At 72.7% G+C, this 17,458-nt stretch carries 16 protein-coding genes; 6 read left to right on the forward strand and 10 right to left on the reverse strand.

Annotated elements, in window-relative coordinates; all coding sequences use genetic code 11:
- Nucleotides 1-36: 36 nt before the first annotated feature.
- The gene (locus AB0B55_RS05345; protein ID WP_357126647.1) at nucleotides 37-423 is read left to right on the forward strand and encodes a MerR family transcriptional regulator; all 387 of its coding nucleotides are present in this window, start codon (nucleotides 37-39) and stop codon (nucleotides 421-423) included.
- Nucleotides 424-523: 100 nt separating this feature from the next.
- Here AB0B55_RS05345 and AB0B55_RS05350 read toward each other — a convergent pair whose 3' ends face one another.
- From AB0B55_RS05350 to AB0B55_RS05360, 3 genes are all read right to left on the reverse strand, one after another.
- A complete protein-coding gene (locus AB0B55_RS05350; protein ID WP_357126650.1) occupies nucleotides 524-1,012 on the reverse strand; it encodes a hemerythrin domain-containing protein in 489 nt (162 codons plus the stop codon).
- Between the two features lie 83 nt (nucleotides 1,013-1,095).
- The gene (locus AB0B55_RS05355; RefSeq protein WP_357126653.1) at nucleotides 1,096-2,433 is read right to left on the reverse strand and encodes a low temperature requirement protein A; all 1,338 of its coding nucleotides are present in this window, start codon (nucleotides 2,431-2,433) and stop codon (nucleotides 1,096-1,098) included.
- Nucleotides 2,434-2,478: 45 nt separating this feature from the next.
- Complete coding sequence (locus tag AB0B55_RS05360) at nucleotides 2,479-3,048, reverse strand: helix-turn-helix domain-containing protein (RefSeq protein WP_357170641.1); 570 nt, start codon at nucleotides 3,046-3,048, stop codon at nucleotides 2,479-2,481.
- A 146-nt stretch (nucleotides 3,049-3,194) separates the two neighbouring features.
- Between AB0B55_RS05360 and AB0B55_RS05365 the strand changes: the two genes are divergently transcribed.
- The gene (locus AB0B55_RS05365; RefSeq protein WP_357126660.1) at nucleotides 3,195-4,130 is read left to right on the forward strand and encodes an SDR family NAD(P)-dependent oxidoreductase; all 936 of its coding nucleotides are present in this window, start codon (nucleotides 3,195-3,197) and stop codon (nucleotides 4,128-4,130) included.
- Nucleotides 4,131-4,193: 63 nt separating this feature from the next.
- Here AB0B55_RS05365 and sucB read toward each other — a convergent pair whose 3' ends face one another.
- Both sucB and lpdA read right to left on the reverse strand, forming a co-directional pair.
- On the reverse strand, nucleotides 4,194-6,038 hold the full coding sequence (sucB, locus tag AB0B55_RS05370; protein WP_357126663.1) for a 2-oxoglutarate dehydrogenase, E2 component, dihydrolipoamide succinyltransferase: 1,845 nt from the start codon (nucleotides 6,036-6,038) through the stop codon (nucleotides 4,194-4,196).
- A 65-nt stretch (nucleotides 6,039-6,103) separates the two neighbouring features.
- Nucleotides 6,104-7,495 (reverse strand): dihydrolipoyl dehydrogenase, encoded by a 1,392-nt coding sequence (gene lpdA, locus AB0B55_RS05375; protein ID WP_357170643.1) that lies wholly within the window; start codon nucleotides 7,493-7,495, stop codon nucleotides 6,104-6,106.
- Between the two features lie 178 nt (nucleotides 7,496-7,673).
- Here lpdA and AB0B55_RS05380 point away from each other — a divergent pair, with 178 nt between their 5' ends.
- A complete protein-coding gene (locus AB0B55_RS05380; RefSeq protein WP_357126669.1) occupies nucleotides 7,674-8,006 on the forward strand; it encodes a hypothetical protein in 333 nt (110 codons plus the stop codon).
- A 53-nt stretch (nucleotides 8,007-8,059) separates the two neighbouring features.
- On the opposite strand, the gene AB0B55_RS05385 is transcribed toward AB0B55_RS05380, so the two are convergent.
- A complete protein-coding gene (locus AB0B55_RS05385) occupies nucleotides 8,060-9,634 on the reverse strand; it encodes a leucyl aminopeptidase (protein WP_357126672.1) in 1,575 nt (524 codons plus the stop codon).
- A gap of 161 nt (nucleotides 9,635-9,795) precedes the next feature.
- Between AB0B55_RS05385 and gcvT the strand changes: the two genes are divergently transcribed.
- Complete coding sequence (gene gcvT / locus AB0B55_RS05390) at nucleotides 9,796-10,926, forward strand: glycine cleavage system aminomethyltransferase GcvT (protein ID WP_357126675.1); 1,131 nt, start codon at nucleotides 9,796-9,798, stop codon at nucleotides 10,924-10,926.
- Between the two features lie 187 nt (nucleotides 10,927-11,113).
- On the opposite strand, the gene AB0B55_RS05395 is transcribed toward gcvT, so the two are convergent.
- From AB0B55_RS05395 to AB0B55_RS05405, 3 genes are all read right to left on the reverse strand, one after another.
- A complete protein-coding gene (locus AB0B55_RS05395; protein ID WP_357170645.1) occupies nucleotides 11,114-12,409 on the reverse strand; it encodes a DUF2314 domain-containing protein in 1,296 nt (431 codons plus the stop codon).
- A 66-nt stretch (nucleotides 12,410-12,475) separates the two neighbouring features.
- Nucleotides 12,476-13,249, reverse strand: a complete 774-nt coding sequence (locus AB0B55_RS05400) for an adenosylcobinamide-GDP ribazoletransferase (RefSeq protein WP_357126681.1) — start codon at nucleotides 13,247-13,249, stop codon at nucleotides 12,476-12,478.
- Complete coding sequence (locus tag AB0B55_RS05405) at nucleotides 13,239-15,179, reverse strand: bifunctional adenosylcobinamide kinase/adenosylcobinamide-phosphate guanylyltransferase (protein WP_357126684.1); 1,941 nt, start codon at nucleotides 15,177-15,179, stop codon at nucleotides 13,239-13,241. The genes AB0B55_RS05400 and AB0B55_RS05405 overlap by 11 nt, the downstream gene beginning before the upstream one ends.
- A 142-nt stretch (nucleotides 15,180-15,321) precedes the next feature.
- Between AB0B55_RS05405 and AB0B55_RS05410 the strand changes: the two genes are divergently transcribed.
- Nucleotides 15,322-15,522: a hypothetical protein gene (locus AB0B55_RS05410; protein ID WP_030337978.1), complete on the forward strand. Its 201-nt coding sequence runs from the start codon at nucleotides 15,322-15,324 to the stop codon at nucleotides 15,520-15,522.
- The gene (locus AB0B55_RS05415) at nucleotides 15,522-16,316 is read left to right on the forward strand and encodes a site-2 protease family protein (protein WP_357126687.1); all 795 of its coding nucleotides are present in this window, start codon (nucleotides 15,522-15,524) and stop codon (nucleotides 16,314-16,316) included. Before AB0B55_RS05410 ends, AB0B55_RS05415 begins: the two co-directional genes overlap by 1 nt.
- Nucleotides 16,317-16,415: 99 nt before the next feature.
- On the opposite strand, the gene AB0B55_RS05420 is transcribed toward AB0B55_RS05415, so the two are convergent.
- Nucleotides 16,416-17,414 carry an aldo/keto reductase family protein gene (locus AB0B55_RS05420; protein ID WP_357126690.1) on the reverse strand — a complete coding sequence of 333 codons (999 nt, stop codon included), beginning with the start codon at nucleotides 17,412-17,414 and terminating at the stop codon, nucleotides 16,416-16,418.
- Between the last annotated feature and the right edge of the window lie 44 nt (nucleotides 17,415-17,458).

Genomic DNA, 17,458 nt, shown 5'->3' on the forward strand with positions numbered 1-17,458 from the left:
TGCGCTCCAGGTCAAGGGCTGGCTAGCATCCGGGGCATGACCGGTTACGCCCCCGCCGAGGCCGCCCGGCGCAGCGGCTTCAGCCTGGACACCCTGCGGTACTACGAGAAGATCGGCCTGCTGGCCGACGTGGGTCGTACGCCGGGTGGCCAGCGCGTCTTCACCGACGACGACCTGAGCTGGCTGCTGCTGTTCCGCTGCCTGCGGGACACCGGGATGCCGATCGCCCAGATGTGCCGGTACGCGTCGCTGGCCCGTGCGGGCGAGCACACCGTCGACGAGCGGCGTGAGCTGCTGCAACAGCACGCGGCGCAGGTGGAGGAGCAGATGCGCCTGCTGCGGCGTCAGTACGACCATCTGCGGGAGAAGATCCGCTTCTACGAGCGGCTGCCCGGCCCGCCCGCCCCCGACGGGGGCCGGTGATCGCGGGGGGCCAGCCTGGCGCGCGCGGCCGACGTGCGGCTCAGCCCGGCGCGCGCCGCCGACGTGCGGCTCAGCCCGGCGCGCGCGGCCGACGTGCGGCTCAGCCCGGCGCGGTCAGGCCGAGCAACTGCTCGGCTGTCCCGGGCCGGCCGGCGAGCGCGTTCAACGCGCTGACCAGCCGCTTCTCCTCGTAGCGGAAGTGTGTCTCCAGCAGGGCGGCCAACCCGTCCAGCTCGGCGCGTACCTGAGCGGTCGGCAGCGGACGGTCGTCGCCCAGCAGTTCCTCGACCCGGGCGAGGATCCCCGCCACCACCTCGTGGTCGACGATCAGGTTGGCCAGGACCGGGCGCAGCTCGGGCACCTCGTCGGCCAGGACCCGGAACGCGCCCGCGTCCTCGCCGCTGTGGTGGCGGCCGAGCGCGGCGCAGAAGGTCAGGCAGTGGGCCCGTAGGTCCCGCGAGGGAGTGTCCAGGTTGGCCCGGAGGCGGGCCAGCTCCGTGCGGAGCCAGAGGTGGATCTCGATCATCTGGTTGCCGACGGCGGCGAGCCGATCGGTCGGTGAACCCGTTGGGTGCACGTTCGTCCTCATGCTGCGTCCCCGCGCCTCCATGCCCTCGGCGGCCATCGTGCCGGGTACACCGCGACGCTGTCCGACACTCTAGACCGGAATCGTCAGGGCGTGGTCGGCTCGTCGGGCTCCCGGACGTCGTGCCAGCGGGCACGCCACGCCGCCTCGTGCGCCTCGTGCGTCGTCCGTTCCTGAAACACGGCGGACCGCAGCGCGTGCCGGGAGTCCGCCATCACCAGCACCTCGACGGCCACCAGCCCGACGCAGATCACGGTCGCCAGGGTGAGCGCGCCCAGCGCCGGCAGGTGCAGGCCGATGGGCAGGGCCACCGTGAGCGCCACGATGACGCCCACTCGGCTCCAGGTGGCGGTGTGCAGCGTGCGCAGTTGGAACAGCATGTTGACGGCGAAGTAGGTGATCAACCCGCCGAAGAGCATCGGCACGGCCGGCCCCTCGACCTTCTCCGCGATACCGCCGGCCGGGTCGGTGATCTTGTGCAGGATCTCCTCGTTGCCGATCGAGAAGAGGATCACCCCGGCGATCATCGGCAGGTAGAGGTACGCGTACGCGTCGCGGGCCATCGCCACCCGGGGAGCGCCCTCCGCCGCGTGCAGGGCGATCCGGGCGGCGGGCCCGACGAAGTCGAAGTGCGCCCACCAGAGCGCGGCGGTGATCACGATGCCGAGCGCGGCAGCGGCCACCGCCGGCCAGGTGACCGGCTTGCCGAGCAGGTTGCCGCCCACTCCGGTGGAGATGATCGACTCGCCGAGCGCGATGATCAGAATGAGGTCGTAGCGCTCGGTCCAGTGCTCCGCGCTGGTCACCCCCCAACCCCAGGTGCCGACGATGAAGCCGGTGGCGTACTGCACCACCACCACGGCGATCCACAGCCCGTCCCGGACCAGGGCGGCCCGGTCGGGGTCGGTGATCTGCGGCGGGATCAACGCGGCGGCGAGCAGCAGCAGGATGCTCACCGCCAGCTCCGGGGCGAAGCGTCGGAGCTGGCGTCGCTCCTGCGGGCTGTCCCGCACCACGTGCTGGTACAGGATCCAGTGGATGCCTCGCACCACGACGTAACTGATGGCCACCAGCATCGGCCCGGCGGCGCTGCCTCCCGGTTCGCTGAACGCCTGCGGCAGCCCCAGCGCGAACGCGAACAGCGCGACCATCGAGATCACCATGAGCGCCGGTACGTAGCCCTCGCCGAGCCGGACCCGGGTGGCGACCAGGCTGTGCACCACCCAGATCCACCAGAGCACGGCGAGCACCAGGGCGGCGTGCAGCAGTTGGCGACCGGAGATGTTCGCGGCCGTCGCGCGGGTGATGATGAAGAACGAGAAGACGAAGACCAGGTCGAAGAAGACCTCGAACTTGTCCACCCGGGCCCCGGGGGCGATGGGGACGGCGGGTCCCAGTTGTCCGCGCCGCCGGTTACCGCCCACGGTCCCACTCTGGCAGCGTCCGGCCTGGTCGGAGGACGGAACGGGTCAGCCCGCGTCGCGGGAGCGCAGTCCGTCCATCAGTAGGTCCAGCAGCCGGTCGGCCTGGGCGCGCTCGCCGGCGGCCAGGGAGATGCCACTGAGGCCCGCCAGCACGTCACCGGCGGCGACATCGGCTCGGACGGTGCCCGCCGCGACCCCTGCGGCGAGCAACTGGTCGAGCGCCGCCAGCAGCAGGTCGCGGCTCTGCGCGTACGGGTTGGCGCCGGACGCGATGACGAGGCGCAGCGCGTCGGCCATGCCCCGCTTGGTGGCGAGGTAGTCGGTGAAACGGGACATCCAGTCTCGCAGCGCCCGGTCGGGCGGCAACTGGCCAAGTAGCCGCGGCGCGGCGTCGCAAAGCCGGGCCAGCTCGTTGCGGTACGCCGCCTCGATCAGCGCCTCGCGGGTGGGGAAGTGGCGGTACAGGGTGCCGATGCCCACCCCTGCCTCGCGGGCGATGGCGTCGAGCGTTACCTCCGGCCCGGGGCGGGAAAGAGCCTGGACCGCGACCCGAAGCAGGCGTTCACGGTTGCGCAGCGCGTCCGCCCGCAGTGGGCGGGGGCTGGACTCCGGCACCGTCTCCTCCTCGCTGAGTGGGTGTAACGCACCGGCCATGGCAAGCGGAGGGAACTCCGGTTAGTCTCGACCGCAGCGGAGGATCCTCCGCTTCCATCGTACCGGCGGGCCGACCGGCCCGCCCCCAGCTCGGACAAGGATGGATCATGACGACGAGCAACCCGATCACCACGTCGTTCGCCCACGACTCCACCGCCATGGACGTGATCCGGGGCGTGGACCTGGTCGGCCGACGGGCGATCGTCACCGGCGGGTCGTCCGGCATCGGTGTGGAGACCGCCCGTGCCCTGGCCAGCGCCGGCGCGGAGGTCACCCTGGCCGTCCGCAACCCCGACGCCGGCCAGAAGGCCGCCGACGACATCACCGGCACCACCGGCAACGACCGCGTCCTGGTCGCCCCGCTCGACCTAGCCGACCAGAATTCGGTCGCCGACTTCGTCGCCAACTGGGACGGCCCGCTGCACATCCTGGTCAACAACGCCGGCATCATGGCCGCGCCCCTGAGCCGCACCCCGCAGGGCTGGGAGATGCAGTTCGCCACCAACCACCTCGGGCACTTCGCGCTCGCCACCGGGCTGCGCCCGGCGCTCGCCGCCGCCGACGGGGCCCGCATCGTCTCGGTCAGCTCCGCCGCCCACCTGCGCTCGCCCGTCGTCTTCGAGGACATCCAGTACGACCGCCGCGAGTACGAGCCCTGGCAGGCGTACGGGCAGTCGAAGACGGCCAACGTGCTCTTCGCCGTGGAGGCGACCCGCCGCTGGGCCGACGACGGCATCTACACCAACTCGCTGATGCCCGGCGCGATCCGCACCAACCTCCAGCGCTACGTCAGCGAGGAGGAGCTGAACCGCCTGCGCGCCGGCAACGCGGCGGCCTGGAAGACCGTCGAGCAGGGCGCCGCCACGTCGGTGCTGGTGGCCGCGTCCCCGTTGCTCGACGAGGTCGGCGGACGCTACTTCGAGGACTGCCAGCAGGCCGCGCCGGCCCGACCCGACACGCGGACGGGCGTCGCGGACTACGCGCTGGACCCGGAGGCGGCCGAGCGGCTGTGGAAGGTCTCAACCGACCTGCTCAAGGGCTGAGCGGCACAGACGAAGGGGCGCCCCGGTCGATGACCGGGGCGCCCCTTTCGGCGTTACGACGGATCAGGCCAGGCCCAGCTCCGACTCGAAGTTGCCGGCCTCCAGCCGCTCCTTCACCGCGCTCAGGAAGCGGGCCGCGTCGGCGCCGTCGATCAGTCGGTGGTCGTACGACATGGCCAGGTAGACCATCGACCGGACCGCGACGACCTCGCCCAGGTCCGGGTCGTTGACCACGACCGGCCGCTTGACCACGGCACCCGTGCCGAGCATCGCCGACTGCGGCTTCGGCACGATGGGGGTGTCGAAGAGCGCGCCCCGGCTGCCCGTGTTGGTGAGCGTGAAGGTCGCCCCGGCGATCTCGTCCGGGCTGATCTTGTTGGTCCGGGTCCGCTCGGCCAGGTCGGCGACCCGCTTCGCGATGCCACCGAGGTTGAGGTCACCGGCGTTGTGGATGACCGGCACCACGAGGCCCCGCTCGGTGTCCACGGCGATGCCGAGGTGCTCCGCGGCCGGGTAGGTGATCGTGCCGCCGTCCAGGTCCAACTGGGCGTTGACGATCGGGTAGGTCTGCAGCGCCTCGACGGCGGCGAGAGCGAAGAACGGCAGGAAGGACAGCTTGACGCCGTGCCGCTGCACGAACGAGTCCTTCGCCTGCGCCCGCAACTTCGCGACCCGGGTGACGTCCACCTCGACCACCGTGGTGAGCTGCGCCATCTCGTGCAGCGACTCCTGCATCCGGTTGGCGATCGCCTTGCGGATCCGGGGGAGCTTCTCGGTGGTGCCCCGCTTGCCGCTCGGCTGCGGCTTCGCGGCCGGCTTGGCCGGGGTCGCCGCACTGGCGGCGGGCTGTGCCGCCGGAGCCGGCGTGGCCGCCGCGGCCTTGGCCTTCTCGGCCGCGTCGAGGACGTCCTGCTTACGGATCCGGCCACCCACACCGGTGCCGTTGAGCGCGGCCAGGTCCACGCCGTGCTCGTTGGCCAGCTTGCGGACCAGCGGCGTGACGTACCCGGCCGCCTCCTCGCCACCCTGAGCCGGCGCGGACGGGCGCTGCGGCGCGGCGGTCGGCGCGGACGGCTGGGCGGCCTGCTCGGCCTTCGCCGGCTGCGCCGACGCCTCCGCCTCGGCGGCCGGCTCGTTGTACGACATGCCCGGGGTGGGCTCCTCGACCTTCGGCGCCGGCTTCGGCTCGGCCTTGGGGGCCGGCGCGGCCTCCGCCTTCGGCTCGGGCTTCGGCTCGGTCTTCGCCTGGGCCGGGGCCCCACCGGCGACGCCGATGACCACGAGGTCGGCGCCGACCGCGGCGGTCTCGTCCTCGGCGACCTTGATCTCCAGCACGGTGCCGGCGACCGGCGACGGGATCTCCGTGTCGACCTTGTCGGTGGAGACCTCCAGCAGCGGCTCGTCCACCTCGACGGTGTCGCCGACCTGCTTGAGCCAGCGGGTGACCGTACCCTCGGTGACGCTCTCGCCCAGGGCCGGCATCTTGACCGCGGTGCCCTCGCCCGACGACGCGGCGGCCGGAGCCGGCGCCTCGGCCGGGGCCTCGTCCTGCGCCACCTGGTCGGCGGTGCCCTCGGCGGCGGCGGTCGGCTCGGCGGCGGGCTCGACCGACTCGGCCGGCGCCTGCTGCTGCTCCTGCGGGGCGGCCTCGCCACCGCCGGTCGACTCGCCCTCACCGGCGATGACGGCCAGCTCGCTGCCGACCTCGGCGGTCTCGTCCTCGCCGACCACGATGCGGCTCAGCACACCCGCCGCGGGCGACGGGATCTCGGTGTCGACCTTGTCGGTCGAGACCTCGAGCAGGGGCTCGTCGACCTCGACCGTGTCGCCCTCCTGCTTGAGCCAGCGAGTGACGGTGCCCTCGGTGACGCTCTCGCCGAGCCGGGGCATGGTGACCGATACCGGCATTTTCTGAGACTCCTTCATTCCCCTGGTGGGATCTTCGCCCGTCGCCGGACGCCGCGGTTGATTTGTCAGGCGTGCGCGTGCAGCGGCTTGCCGGCGAGGGCCAGGTGCGCCTCGCCCAGGGCCTCGTTCTGGGTCGGGTGGGCGTGCACGAGCTGGGCGACCTCCGCCGGGTAGGCCTCCCAGTTGTAGATGAGCTGAGCCTCGCCGATCAGCTCACCCACCCGGGCGCCGACCATGTGGACGCCGACCACGGGGCCGTCGTTGACCCGGACCAGCTTTACGAAGCCGGTGGTCTTGAGGATCTGGCTCTTGCCGTTGCCACCGAGCGGGTAGTTGTACGACTGGATCTTGTCGGCGCCGTACTGCTCCTTGGCCTTCGCCTCGGTCAGGCCCACCGACGCCAGCTCGGGGTCGCAGTAGGTGACGCGCGGGATGCCCACCTCGTCGATGACGGCCGGGGTCTGGCCGGCGATCTCCTCGGCGACGAAGATGCCCTGCTGGAAGCCCCGGTGCGCGAGCTGGAGGCCGGGCACGATGTCGCCGACCGCGTAGACGTTCGGCACGCTGGTGCGCAGCCGCTCGTCGGTCAGCACGTAGCCGCGGTCCATCTTGACGCCCTGCTCCTCGTACCCGAGGTTCGCGGTGTTCGGACCGCGACCCACCGCGACCAGCAGCAGCTCGGCCTCGACGGTGTCGCCGCCGGAAATGGTCAGCTTGACGCCGTTGTCGGTCTTCTCGACCTTCTCGAACGGCTTGCCGACCTTAAAGTTGATCTTGCGCTTGCGGAACGCCCGCTCCAACGCCTTCGACGACTCCTCGTCCTCGGCGGCGACCAGCCGGGGCAGCGCCTCGACGATCGTCACGTCTACACCGAAGGACTTCCACACGCTGGCGAACTCGACGCCGATCACGCCACCGCCGAGGACGATCACCGACGAGGGGATCCGGTCCAGGGTCAGCGCGTGGTCGCTCGTGATGATCCGCTCGCCGTCGACCTCGAGGCCGGGCAGGCTCTTCGCGTACGAGCCGGAGGCCAGCACGATGCTGCGGCCGGTGTAGCGCTTGCCGTCGACCTCGACCACGTTCTTGTCGACGAGCTTGCCGTGGCCCTCGACGATGGTGATCGACTTGTTGCCCTTCAACATGCCCTGGAGGCCCTTGTACAGGCGGGCGATCACGCCGTCCTTGTACGAGTTGACCCCCGCCATGTCGATACCGACCAGCTCGGCCTTCACACCGAACTGCTCCGACTCGCGGGTCTGGTCGGCGATCTCGGCCGCGTGCAGCAGTGCCTTCGTCGGGATGCAGCCGTTGTGCAGGCAGGTCCCGCCGAGCTTGCCCTTCTCGACCAGCGCGACCTTCAGGCCCAGCTGGACGGCGCGCAGCGCGGTCGCGTAGCCGCCGCTGCCACCTCCGAGGATGACAATGTCGAAGGTCGCTTCGTTCGGCTCGCTCACGTCCAACTCCCAGGTCGCGTCACTGCATCGGGGGTCACGGAGGTGTAACACGGACACACCCCACCTCGGTCATCTTGTCACCACTGGGCACAGGGTGCGTAGTGAGGTGCCCAACGACACGTCATCGACACGTACCCTTGGCACCGTTGTCGATGACGTCAGGTGGGGGAGAAGTCCGGTGGGGTTGTTCCGGCGTCGCAAACAGACGCGTGTGGCGAGCCACGACCGTGCGGCCGATCGTGGTGATCTGGCCCATCTGGAGAACTTCATCCGGAGCCGGCGAGGTGTCGAGGCGTTCATCGAGCCCCGGACGACGGTCACCGAGACCACCGTCATCCTGATCGCCGACGACGGGGAGTGGACCCGCCGGCGCATCGACGGTCCGGACGGCGCGCGTCGCTTCGCGTACCGGATGGGCATCCCGGTGTACGACGTCCGGCTGATGGGCTACCCGCAGCGGATGCGCGACTTCAACGAGCGCCGCAAGCGCCGCCCCGAGCAGCACATGTAAGGAAGGGCCCCCTGTTAGACGCTAGGCGTTAACAGGGGGCCCTTCCTTACACCTCAGCCGTTGGCGGCGACGTCCTCGACGAGCTGCACCAGGGTGCGGACCGGCACGCCGGTGCCGCCCTTGGTCCAGTAGCCGGTCGGCTCGCCCGAGTGGTAGCCCGGGCCGGCGATGTCGATGTGCGCCCACGCCACGTCGTCGGTCACGAACTCGCGCAGGAACACGCCACCCTGCAGCATGTGCCCGGCCCGGTCCATCCCCGCGTTGACCTGCGAGATGTCCGCCACGTCGGAGTCCATGCCCTTGCGTACGTCGTCCGGCAGCGGCATCGGCCAGGCCGGCTCGCCGACCGAGTCGCCGACCGTGCGGACCCGCTCGCACAGCTCGGGAGTACCCATGACGCCGGCGACCCGCTTACCCAACGCGATCACCTGACCGCCGGTCAGGGTGGACGTCTCGAACAGGTAGTCGGTGCCGTCGGCGCAGGCGCGGGCGATGGCGTCGGCCAGCACCATCCGGCCCTCGGCGTCGGTGTTGAGCACCTCCACCTTCTTGCCGCTGAACATGCTGATCACGTCGCCCGGCCGGTAGCTGGTGCCGGACGGCATGTTCTCGGCCATCGGCAGGTACGCGCTGACCGCCACGTTCGGCTTCAACGCGGCGATCGCCAGCATCGCCGCACCCACCGCGGCGGCGCCCGCCATGTCGGACTTCATCTCCCACATGCCCTGCGCCGGCTTGATCGAGATGCCGCCGGTGTCGAAGGTGATGCCCTTGCCGACCAGCGCGACCCGCTTGCCGTTGCCGGCGTCCTGCGGCGTGTAGGTGAGCTTCACCAGCCGCGGCGGGGCCTCCGAACCCTGCCCGACCGCGATGATGCCGCCGTACCCGCCGGCGGCCAGCGCCGCCTCGTCCAGCACCTCGACGCCGAGGCCGGCGTCCCGGGCGGCGGCGGCCACGGCGTCGGCGAACGACGGGGGACGCAGCTCGTTCGGGGCGGTGTTCACCCAGTCCCGGCTGGTCCGGACCGCGCCGGCGACCGCCTGCGCGCGGGTGATCTCCGCCTGGGCGCCCGTGTCGGCGGCGTCCGGAACAGCGATGAGCACCTCGGCCACCGGCTCCCGCCGGGCCGGCTGCGGCCGGGTCTTGTAACCGGCGAAGCGATAGCCGCCGAGCAGCGCGCCCTCGGCGACCGCGCGCAGCGCCGCCAGCGCGTCCGCGTCGTCGGGCAACGGCAGGCTGAGCGCCACCTTCGGCGCGCCCGCCAGGGCCCGCACCGCGGCGCCAGCCGCGCGGCGCAGCGTCTCCGGCGCCGGGGCGGCGCCCGTCGGCTCGGGGCCGAGCCCGACCGCGACGACCAGTGGGGCCGTGACGGTACCCAGTGTGGCCAGCTTGATCACCTCGCCCGGGCCACCGGTCGCGCCGAGCAGCGCCAGCGTCTCGGTCAGCTTGCCGTCGAACGCGACGGCGATGCTCTCCGCGCCGCTGCCGAGCAGCAGGGTGCCGGCGAGGCCGCTGGTGGCGTCCTGCTCTCCGGTCTGGCTGTGCACGCCGATCACGATCGCGTCGACGGCGAGCTCCGCCGGGTCGGTGTCGACCAGGCTCAGGGTGGTCGTGCGGGGGGTTGTCACTGAAGCTACTCCGGGCGGGCCGGGCCGGTCGCGTCGTCGCGTACCAGCGGTGAAGGTCTCCGGCGGAACCTACCCGCCGGACGTCAGGGCTGTCCCGTCGATCACGCAACGGGGTCCCGCCGATGCTAACCAGCGGCGTAACCCCCGGTAAGTTGCCACCCATGACCGACGTGACCTCCGCCGCCGCCGCGACCCGGCTGCGACGTTCCCCGCTGCACGAGCGGCACACCGCCGCCGGCGCCAAGTTCGCCCCCTTCGGGGGCTGGGAGATGCCGCTGGAGTACGCCGGCGGCGGGGTGCTCAAGGAGCACACGGCGGTGCGGACGGCGGTGGGGGTCTTCGACGTGTCGCACCTGGGCAAGGTCCGGGTGACCGGTCCCGGAGCGGCCGAGTTCGTCAACTCGTGCCTCAGCAACGACCTGGGCCGCATCGGGCCGGGCCGCGCCCAGTACACGCTGTGCTGCGACGACGCCACCGGCGGCGTGGTGGACGACATCATCGCCTACCTGTACGCCGACGACCACGTCTTCCTCATCCCGAACGCCGCGAACACCACCGAGGTCGTACGCCGGTTGCGCGCCGCCGCGCCGGAGCGGATCACCGTCACCGACGAGCACGAGGCGTACGCGGTGCTGGCCGTGCAGGGCCCCCGCTCCGCCGACCTGCTCGCCGCCCTCGATCTGCCCACCGAGCACGGCTACATGAGCTTCGACGCCGCCAGCCTCGCCGCCGTGGAGCTGACCGTCTGCCGTACCGGCTACACCGGCGAGCTGGGCTACGAGCTGGTGGTGCCGGCGGAGCAGGCGGTGACCGTGTGGGACGCGCTCTTCGCCGCCGGCGAGGCGTTCGAGCTGCGCGCCTGCGGCCTCGCCGCCCGGGACACCTTGCGCACCGAGATGGGGTACCCGCTGCACGGGCAGGACCTCTCGTTGGACATCACCCCGGTGCAGGCCCGCTCCGGTTGGGCCGTCGGCTGGGACAAGCCGGCGTTCTGGGGCCGTGACGCGCTGCGTGCCGAGAAGGCCGCCGGCCCTCGTCGTACGCTGCGTGGCCTGGTGGCCGTCGACCGCGCCATCCCGCGCCCCGGGATGACCCTGCACGTCGGCGACCAGCAGGTCGGCGTGGTGACGAGCGGCACCTTCAGCCCCACGAGGAAGCAGGGCATCGCCCTGGCCCTGGTCGACACGGACGCCAACCTCCCCGAAGGCGCCGAGGTCGAGATCGACATCCGCGGCCGCCGCGCCCCCCTGACCGTAACCAAACCCCCCTTCGTAACCCCCTCAACCCACTAACCCAAACCCCCACCCCCACCCCCACCCCACCCCACCGCGCTGCACGAGCCCCACCCGCACTCGTTGATCAAGAGGTTCGCGTCAAAATCCCGCCGAAAAATGACGCGAATCTCTTGATCAACGAGGTCGAGCGGGGGTGGGGTGGGGTGGGGTGGGGTGGGTGGGGTGGGTGGGCAGGGGGGTGGGGTTAGGGGGTTGGGGTGGGGGGTTCGCCGGAGTCCAGGACGGCTTGGGTCCAGCCTCCTTCGATGACCCCGGTCGCGTCCAGGACCGCCCAGTCGACGACGTCGGTGGACTCCACGACCACCGGGGCGCCGATCCGGACGCTCTCGTCGGTGTTCGCGTCGCTGGCGCTGACGCCGACGATCCGCTCCGGGGTCTCCCACGAGGTGACGCCCGCCCAGACGTACTCCGGGCCGTCGTCGCCCGGCAGGCCGTACTTCACGACGAGCTGCGACTCGGTCGGCAGCCGGCCGGCGACGAAGCGGGCCCGCGCGTCACCCAGCGCGGCGCGGGCGGTGGCCACCGCACGGCTCATGGCGTCACCGGAGCGGGCGTAGCGCACGTCCGGCTGGATGCCGGAGAACAGGGTCGCGCAGGCGGCGGCGTAGTAGCGACCGTCCGGGCCGGGGTGCCCGGCCGGTGGGCGCAGGCTCAGGAACGAGTCGGCCTCCGGGTCGGTCGCCGGGTCCAGCTCGAGGCGCAGCAGCACCGGGGCGGTCGCGCCGTGCTGCTCCGGGTTGCCGTACGCGACGGCGATGTCGTGCCCGGTGACCGTGGCGAGCACCGGTAGCTGCACGAAGGCGGGCACCTCCGCGCCGTTGAGGCCGTCGGTCCAGTCCCGCAGCAGCCGACGGGCCGCGCCGGTCATCACCGCGCCCCAGGCGCGGGTGAGGTGGTCGGGCACCCCCTGGGTCTGCAATTCCAGCAGCCCGAAGCGACGCAGCCCCTTCGTGGTGAACCACAACCCCTCGGCGTCCGACGAGTACGGCACCAGCACCCAGTCGACGAGCCGGATCCGGCCCTGCTCGTCGGGGAGGGAACGCAGCGCGGTCGCCGGGTCGAGGAACTGGAGGCCGAAGACGTCCACCACGTCGCCGTCGACGGACTCGGCGACCGCCGCCGCCACCGCCCGAGCCGCCCACTCGTGTGCCGGCGGCCAACCGGGTCGGTACTCGGCCTGCACCACCACCAGGTGCGTCGCCGCCGCCAGCCGGGCCAACTGTTCCGGCGTGGCGCCGAACGCGGTGAGCAGATCCGGCGGAAGCGCGGGGAACTCGGCGATCGGCCGGGTGTCCACGCTCATCAGCGGGCTGTCCAGCATCTGGGTGGCGAGCCCGTGCACCGGTTCGGCCAGCCGCCCGGCCAGTGACGCCACCGCCGTCTTCGCGCTGACCTTCGGCAGCCCCGCCATCGGCACCAGGTAGGTCGCGCTGAGCGACTCCGGCACCGGTACGGGCAGGAAGTCGTCCGTGATGAGCATGTGGGTTCCCCCGGTGGCCGTGCCGGTGCTGTCGAGCCGAACGCTACCCGGCCGCGCGCGCCGGCTTCAGCCGGACAGCACCACACCCAGGTAGACCAGCGTGGTGACCACCTCGACGGTCGCGCCGAGCACGTCGCCGGTGATCCCGCCGAGCCGGCGTACCACGTGGGTCAGCAGCGCCCCGGCGACGGCCAGCGCGGCGACGACGGCGAGTGGCCCCTGCCACGGGCGGCCCGGCACCGCGGGCGCCGCCAGCAGCACGACGGCGACCGCGCCCACGGTCAGGGCCGCCGGGCCGACCGTGCCGGCCACCAGCGCGCCCAGGCCGTCCGGCCGGGCGGCGGGCACACCCCGCCGGCACGCCACCGTGACGCCCAGTCGGCCGGCCGCCGTCGCCGCGACCACCGCCGCGAGGCACGCCGGCCACGACCGCCCGGCCAGGTCGGCGAGCGCCGCGGCCTGCACCAGGAGTACGACCACCAGCGCCACGACACCGAACGGTCCGACGTCCGGCTTCTTCATGATCTCCAGCGCGGCGGCGCCCCGGTGGTACGAGCCGAGCGCGTCCATCGTGTCGGCCAGCCCGTCCAGGTGCAGCCCCCGGGTGAGCAGGGCGGCGACCCCCACCGTCACGCCCGCCGCGACCAGCGGGGGTGCGAGCAGGCCGGCCAGGAGCAGGACACCCCCCAGGAGTACGCCGAGCAGCGCGCCGACGGCCGGGGCGAGCGCCATCGCCGTACCCGCCACCGGGCGGTCGATCCGTCCGGCGCGTACCGGCAGCGTGCTGAAGGTGGTGACGGCGAGCCGGACGCCCGCGACGAACCGCGACTCAGCCGGCACGCCAGCCCGACGCCGGCTGCTCGTCGCCGCCCGTGCGGGTGGGGCCCGGCCCGGCCGGCTCCGGCTCGACGAACTCCGGGTCGGTGTAGTCGGGCCCGGTGTAGGCCGGCTCGTCGTCGGCGTAGTCGGGCTCCGGCTCGTCGGTGCCGTCCGGGTCGGCGTCGCCGCCGAGCGACGGATGGACCGGCAGGGCGGCGGCCAGCGCCAGCACCGAGCGCAGCATCGGCAGCGCGACCAGGGCGTTCGCGCCCTCGCCGAGGTCCAGGCGGAGGTCGAGCAGGGGGGTGAGGCCGAGCACGTCGGCCGCCAGCCGCACCGCGGGGTGCTGGCCGTGGTCGGCCAGCAGGCACCAGTGCCGGGCCTGCCCGGCCAGGTCGCGGCTGATCATCCCGGCCGCCAGGCCGACCGGCCCGTCCAGCAGCACCGGCACCCGGCGGGCGGTCGCGCCCAGCAGCACGCCGGTGGCCACCGCCACGTCGCCGCCACCCAACTCGGCCAGCACGTCCTTGGCGGAGCGCGGCGAGCGGCGGGTGCGGTGCAGGGCGTCCCGCACGGCAGCGCAGCGGACCATCCAGGCCGCGTCGTCGATCTCACCGGAATCGGTGATCACCCGACCCAGCACCGACGGCGGTTCCGCGCCCGCGGTGGCCGCCAGCACGGCCGCCGCCGCCGCTTCGGTGCCGGCGCCGCAGGCGCCCAGGACCAGCAGTTGTACGCCCGCGTCGGCCGCCTGCTCGGCCAGCCGCCAGCCGTAGCGCAGCGCCGACTCGACCTGCTCGCCGGCCAGCGCCGGCTGGGTCTCCATCGGGGCGGCGGCCGGCGTGTCCACGACCTGGAGGCTCGCGCCCGCCTCGGCGGCCAGCCGGGCCAGCGCGCCCCGGCCGGCGCGGGCCTGCGCGGCGCGGCGTGCCGACTCGCCGGCGACGGTGCCGGCGGACGCGCCGCCCGCGTGGTCGCCGTTGAGCAGCAGCACCCGTACCGAACCCCAGGCGGACGGGGTCGACGTGCCCTGCGTGGCGGCCGCGAAGCCGACCACCCGGTCCAGGACGCCCAGCCCGGCGCCCGGCACGTCGAGGCTGGCCAGCCGGTCCACCGCCTGCGGGCCCGCGTACTCGTCGGGCATCGGCAGCTCCATGCCCGGCTGGATGACCAGTCCGGTGGCCACCATCGGCAGCGCCATCGTCGGCGCGGCCCAGGGGTTGCCGGGCTCCTGGTTCGGCGCGACCGGTGGGGTGTGGGTCAGCACCTCGGGGAGCTGCACCTCGGGCGTGGGCTCGGTGTCACCCAGGCTGGGAGTGGCCGGGCCCGGGGTGCCCAGCTCGCTGGCGACGGCGTGCCTCCCGGTCGCGGCCACCGGCGTGGACGGCGCCGAGGTGACGACCGCTGCCGGCTTCAACCAGGCGGGCTGGCCGGCGAGCACCAGCACCACGGCGTCGCAGGCGTCCGCGACCGCGCGGTTCGCCGCGCCGAGCGCGTCGGCGAACGCCCGCCCCAGCGGGGTCGTCGGCACCAGCGACAGTCCCACCTCGGGGCTGACCAGCACCACCCGCGCCGTGCAGGCCCGGATCGCCTCGGCCAGCTCGGCGATCGTGGCCACGTCGTCGGCGGGCTGGTGCTCCGGGTCGAGCAGCACGGTCACCCAGCCGCCCAGGTCGTCGACGAGCAGCGTCTCGTTCGGCTCGGCGGACGCGAGCACGTCCGCCAACCGTCGCGGCTCCCCGGCGGTCTCCTCGGTGGTCCAGCTACCCGGGCGTCGGGCGCGGTGCGTCGCCAGTCGGGTGGCCCACTCGGTGTCCTCCGGGTCGCCCTCGGGCGCGGTGGCGACGTAGCGGACCACCGGCGCGTCGGCGACCAGGGACTCGGCGAACTCGGACTTGCCGGACCGGATGCCGCCGAGCACCAGGACCGTGTTCCACCCGTCAACGGACATGCCCGTACCTTAAGGCCGCCCGGGGTCGCTCTGCCTGCCGGCCCGGCGCTCGCGCGACGGGTGAGGGGCCGTCGCGCGTCGGGCCGACTACGCTGGCGGGGGTTCGTCCCACCGGGACTTCAGCGGCGAGGGGAGACGCGGCATGGCGTGGAGCTGGCGGTACGAGGGCACGGACGGCCAGACGGTCGAGGGACCGGCGGAGTCGTTCGGCAGCCAGGCCGACGCCGAATCCTGGATCGGTCAGACCTGGCGTGAACTCGCGGCGTCCGGCGTCACCTCGGTCGCGCTCGTGGAGGACGACCGGGTGGAGTACCGGATGAGCCTGCTGCCCACGGCCGAGTGATGGCGTACGACCGGCCGGGCGACAAGCTGGTGCTCGGCGTGCCCAGCGCGGCGTTCCGGCCCAGCCCGGTCTTCCTCGGCCTGGTCGCGCTCTTCGTGGCCAGCGGGGCGCTGGCCTGGAACGGCTACGGCAGCGTCCGCTTCGACGTGTTCCTGTTCGTGGTCTCCGGCTGGCTGGTGTCGCTGTGCCTGCACGAGTACGCCCACGCGGTCGTCGCCTACCGGGCCGGTGACCGGGACATCGCCCACCGTGGCTACCTGACGCTCAACCCGTTCAAGTACACCCACCCGCTGCTGTCGATCGTGCTGCCGGTGGTGGTGGTGCTGCTCGGCGGCATCGGCCTGCCCGGCGGCGCGGTGTGGGTGGACCGGCACGCCATTCCGGGGCGGCTGCGGCACACTCTGGTGAGCCTCGCCGGCCCGGCGACAAACGTGCTGTTCACGTTGCTGCTGGTGCTCGCGGTACGACTCGGCGCGACCTCGGGCGGCCCGGTCGAGTTCTGGGCCGGGGTGGCGCTGCTGGCGTTCCTGCAACTCACCGCGAGCGTGCTCAACCTGCTGCCGGTGCCCGGCCTGGACGGCGGCAACATGATCCAGCCGTGGCTGAATCCACAGTGGCGCAGGATGTACGACCTGTTCGCCCCGTACGGCTTCATCCTGCTCTTCGCGCTGCTGTGGAACCCGCGCATCGGCGGCTGGTTCTTCGACGCGGTCTTCGCGGTCGGTGACCTGCTCGGCCTGCCGTCCTGGCTGTACGCCACCGGGCTCGACCTGATCCGTTTCTGGCAGAGCTGAGCTGTCCGGCCCGGCCCGAGGCGGCTGAGCTGACCCGGCCCGTGCGGCTGACCGGTCCGGTCGGCGCGAACCTGTCGCGCCGACCGGACCGGACCCACGTCAGGGCCGCTGTGCGGGAGACTCGGTCTTCGCCGCGTCTCGCTCCACGACCGGTTCGACGATGTCGTCGATGGCCTTGAGCAGCTCGGCGTCGAGCGTGACCCCGGCCGCCTTCACGTTGTCGTGCACCTGCTCGGGGCGGGACGCGCCGATGATCGCCGACGAGACGTTCGGGTTCTGCAGCACCCACGCCACGGCGAGCTGGGCCATGCTCAGCCCGGCCTGCTCGGCGAGCGGCTTGAGCTGCTGCACCCGGGTGAGCACGTCGTCGTTCATGAACCGGGCGATGAAGTTCGCGCCCGACTTCTCGTCCGTGGCGCGGGAGCCGGCGGGCGGCGGCTGCCCCGGCAGGTACTTGCCGGAGAGCACACCCTGCGCCATCGGCGACCAGACGATCTGACCGATGCCCAGCTCCTCGCTGGCCGGTACGACCTCGGCCTCGATGACCCGCCACAGCATCGAGTACTGGGGTTGGTTGGAGACCAGCGGAACGTGCAGCTCCCGGGCGAGCGGGTGGGCGGCGCGCAGCTGCTCGGCGGTCCACTCGGAGACGCCGATGTAGTGGGCCTTGCCGGAGTGCACGACGTCGGCGAACGCCTCCATCGTCTCCTCCAGCGGCGTGCTGTAGTCGTACCGGTGGGCCTGGTAGAGGTCCACGTAGTCGGTACGCAGCCGGCGCAGCGAGCCGTTGATCGACTCCATGATGTGCTTGCGGGACAGGCCACGGTCGTTGCGACCCGGCCCGGTCGGCCAGTAGACCTTGGTGAAGATCTCCAGGCCCTCGCGACGCTCGCTCTCCAGCGCCCGGCCGAGCACGTCCTCGGCCCGGGTGCCGGCGTACACGTCGGCGGTGTCGAAGGTGGTGATCCCCGCGTCGAGGGCGGCCCGCACACACGCGAACGCCGCGTCCTCCTCGACCTGAGAACCGTGGGTGATCCAGTTGCCGTACGAGATCTCGCTGACCATCAGGCCGGAACGGCCCAGGTGTCGGAATTCCATGTCCCGACCCTAACTCCGGTGGATCACGATCGCCGAGTGGCGGC

It is taken from the genome of Micromonospora sp. NPDC049107, assembly GCF_040648595.1.
In the GTDB taxonomy this organism is placed as follows: Bacteria; Actinomycetota; Actinomycetes; order Mycobacteriales; family Micromonosporaceae; genus Micromonospora.

What these genes read in the sequence shown, in the direction of transcription:
- AB0B55_RS05345 (WP_357126647.1), top strand. Translation starts at nt 37, where the DNA reads ATGACCGGTTACGCCCCCGCCGAGGCCGCCCGGCGCAGCGGCTTCAGC.
- AB0B55_RS05350 (WP_357126650.1), bottom strand. Translation starts at nt 1,012, where the DNA reads ATGAGGACGAACGTGCACCCAACGGGTTCACCGACCGATCGGCTCGCC.
- AB0B55_RS05365 (WP_357126660.1), top strand. Translation starts at nt 3,195, where the DNA reads ATGACGACGAGCAACCCGATCACCACGTCGTTCGCCCACGACTCCACC.
- sucB (WP_357126663.1), bottom strand. Translation starts at nt 6,038, where the DNA reads ATGCCGGTATCGGTCACCATGCCCCGGCTCGGCGAGAGCGTCACCGAG.
- gcvT (WP_357126675.1), top strand. Translation starts at nt 9,796, where the DNA reads ATGACCGACGTGACCTCCGCCGCCGCCGCGACCCGGCTGCGACGTTCC.
- AB0B55_RS05395 (WP_357170645.1), bottom strand. Translation starts at nt 12,409, where the DNA reads ATGCTCATCACGGACGACTTCCTGCCCGTACCGGTGCCGGAGTCGCTC.
- AB0B55_RS05405 (WP_357126684.1), bottom strand. Translation starts at nt 15,179, where the DNA reads ATGTCCGTTGACGGGTGGAACACGGTCCTGGTGCTCGGCGGCATCCGG.
- AB0B55_RS05410 (WP_030337978.1), top strand. Translation starts at nt 15,322, where the DNA reads ATGGCGTGGAGCTGGCGGTACGAGGGCACGGACGGCCAGACGGTCGAG.
- AB0B55_RS05415 (WP_357126687.1), top strand. Translation starts at nt 15,522, where the DNA reads ATGGCGTACGACCGGCCGGGCGACAAGCTGGTGCTCGGCGTGCCCAGC.
- AB0B55_RS05420 (WP_357126690.1), bottom strand. Translation starts at nt 17,414, where the DNA reads ATGGAATTCCGACACCTGGGCCGTTCCGGCCTGATGGTCAGCGAGATC.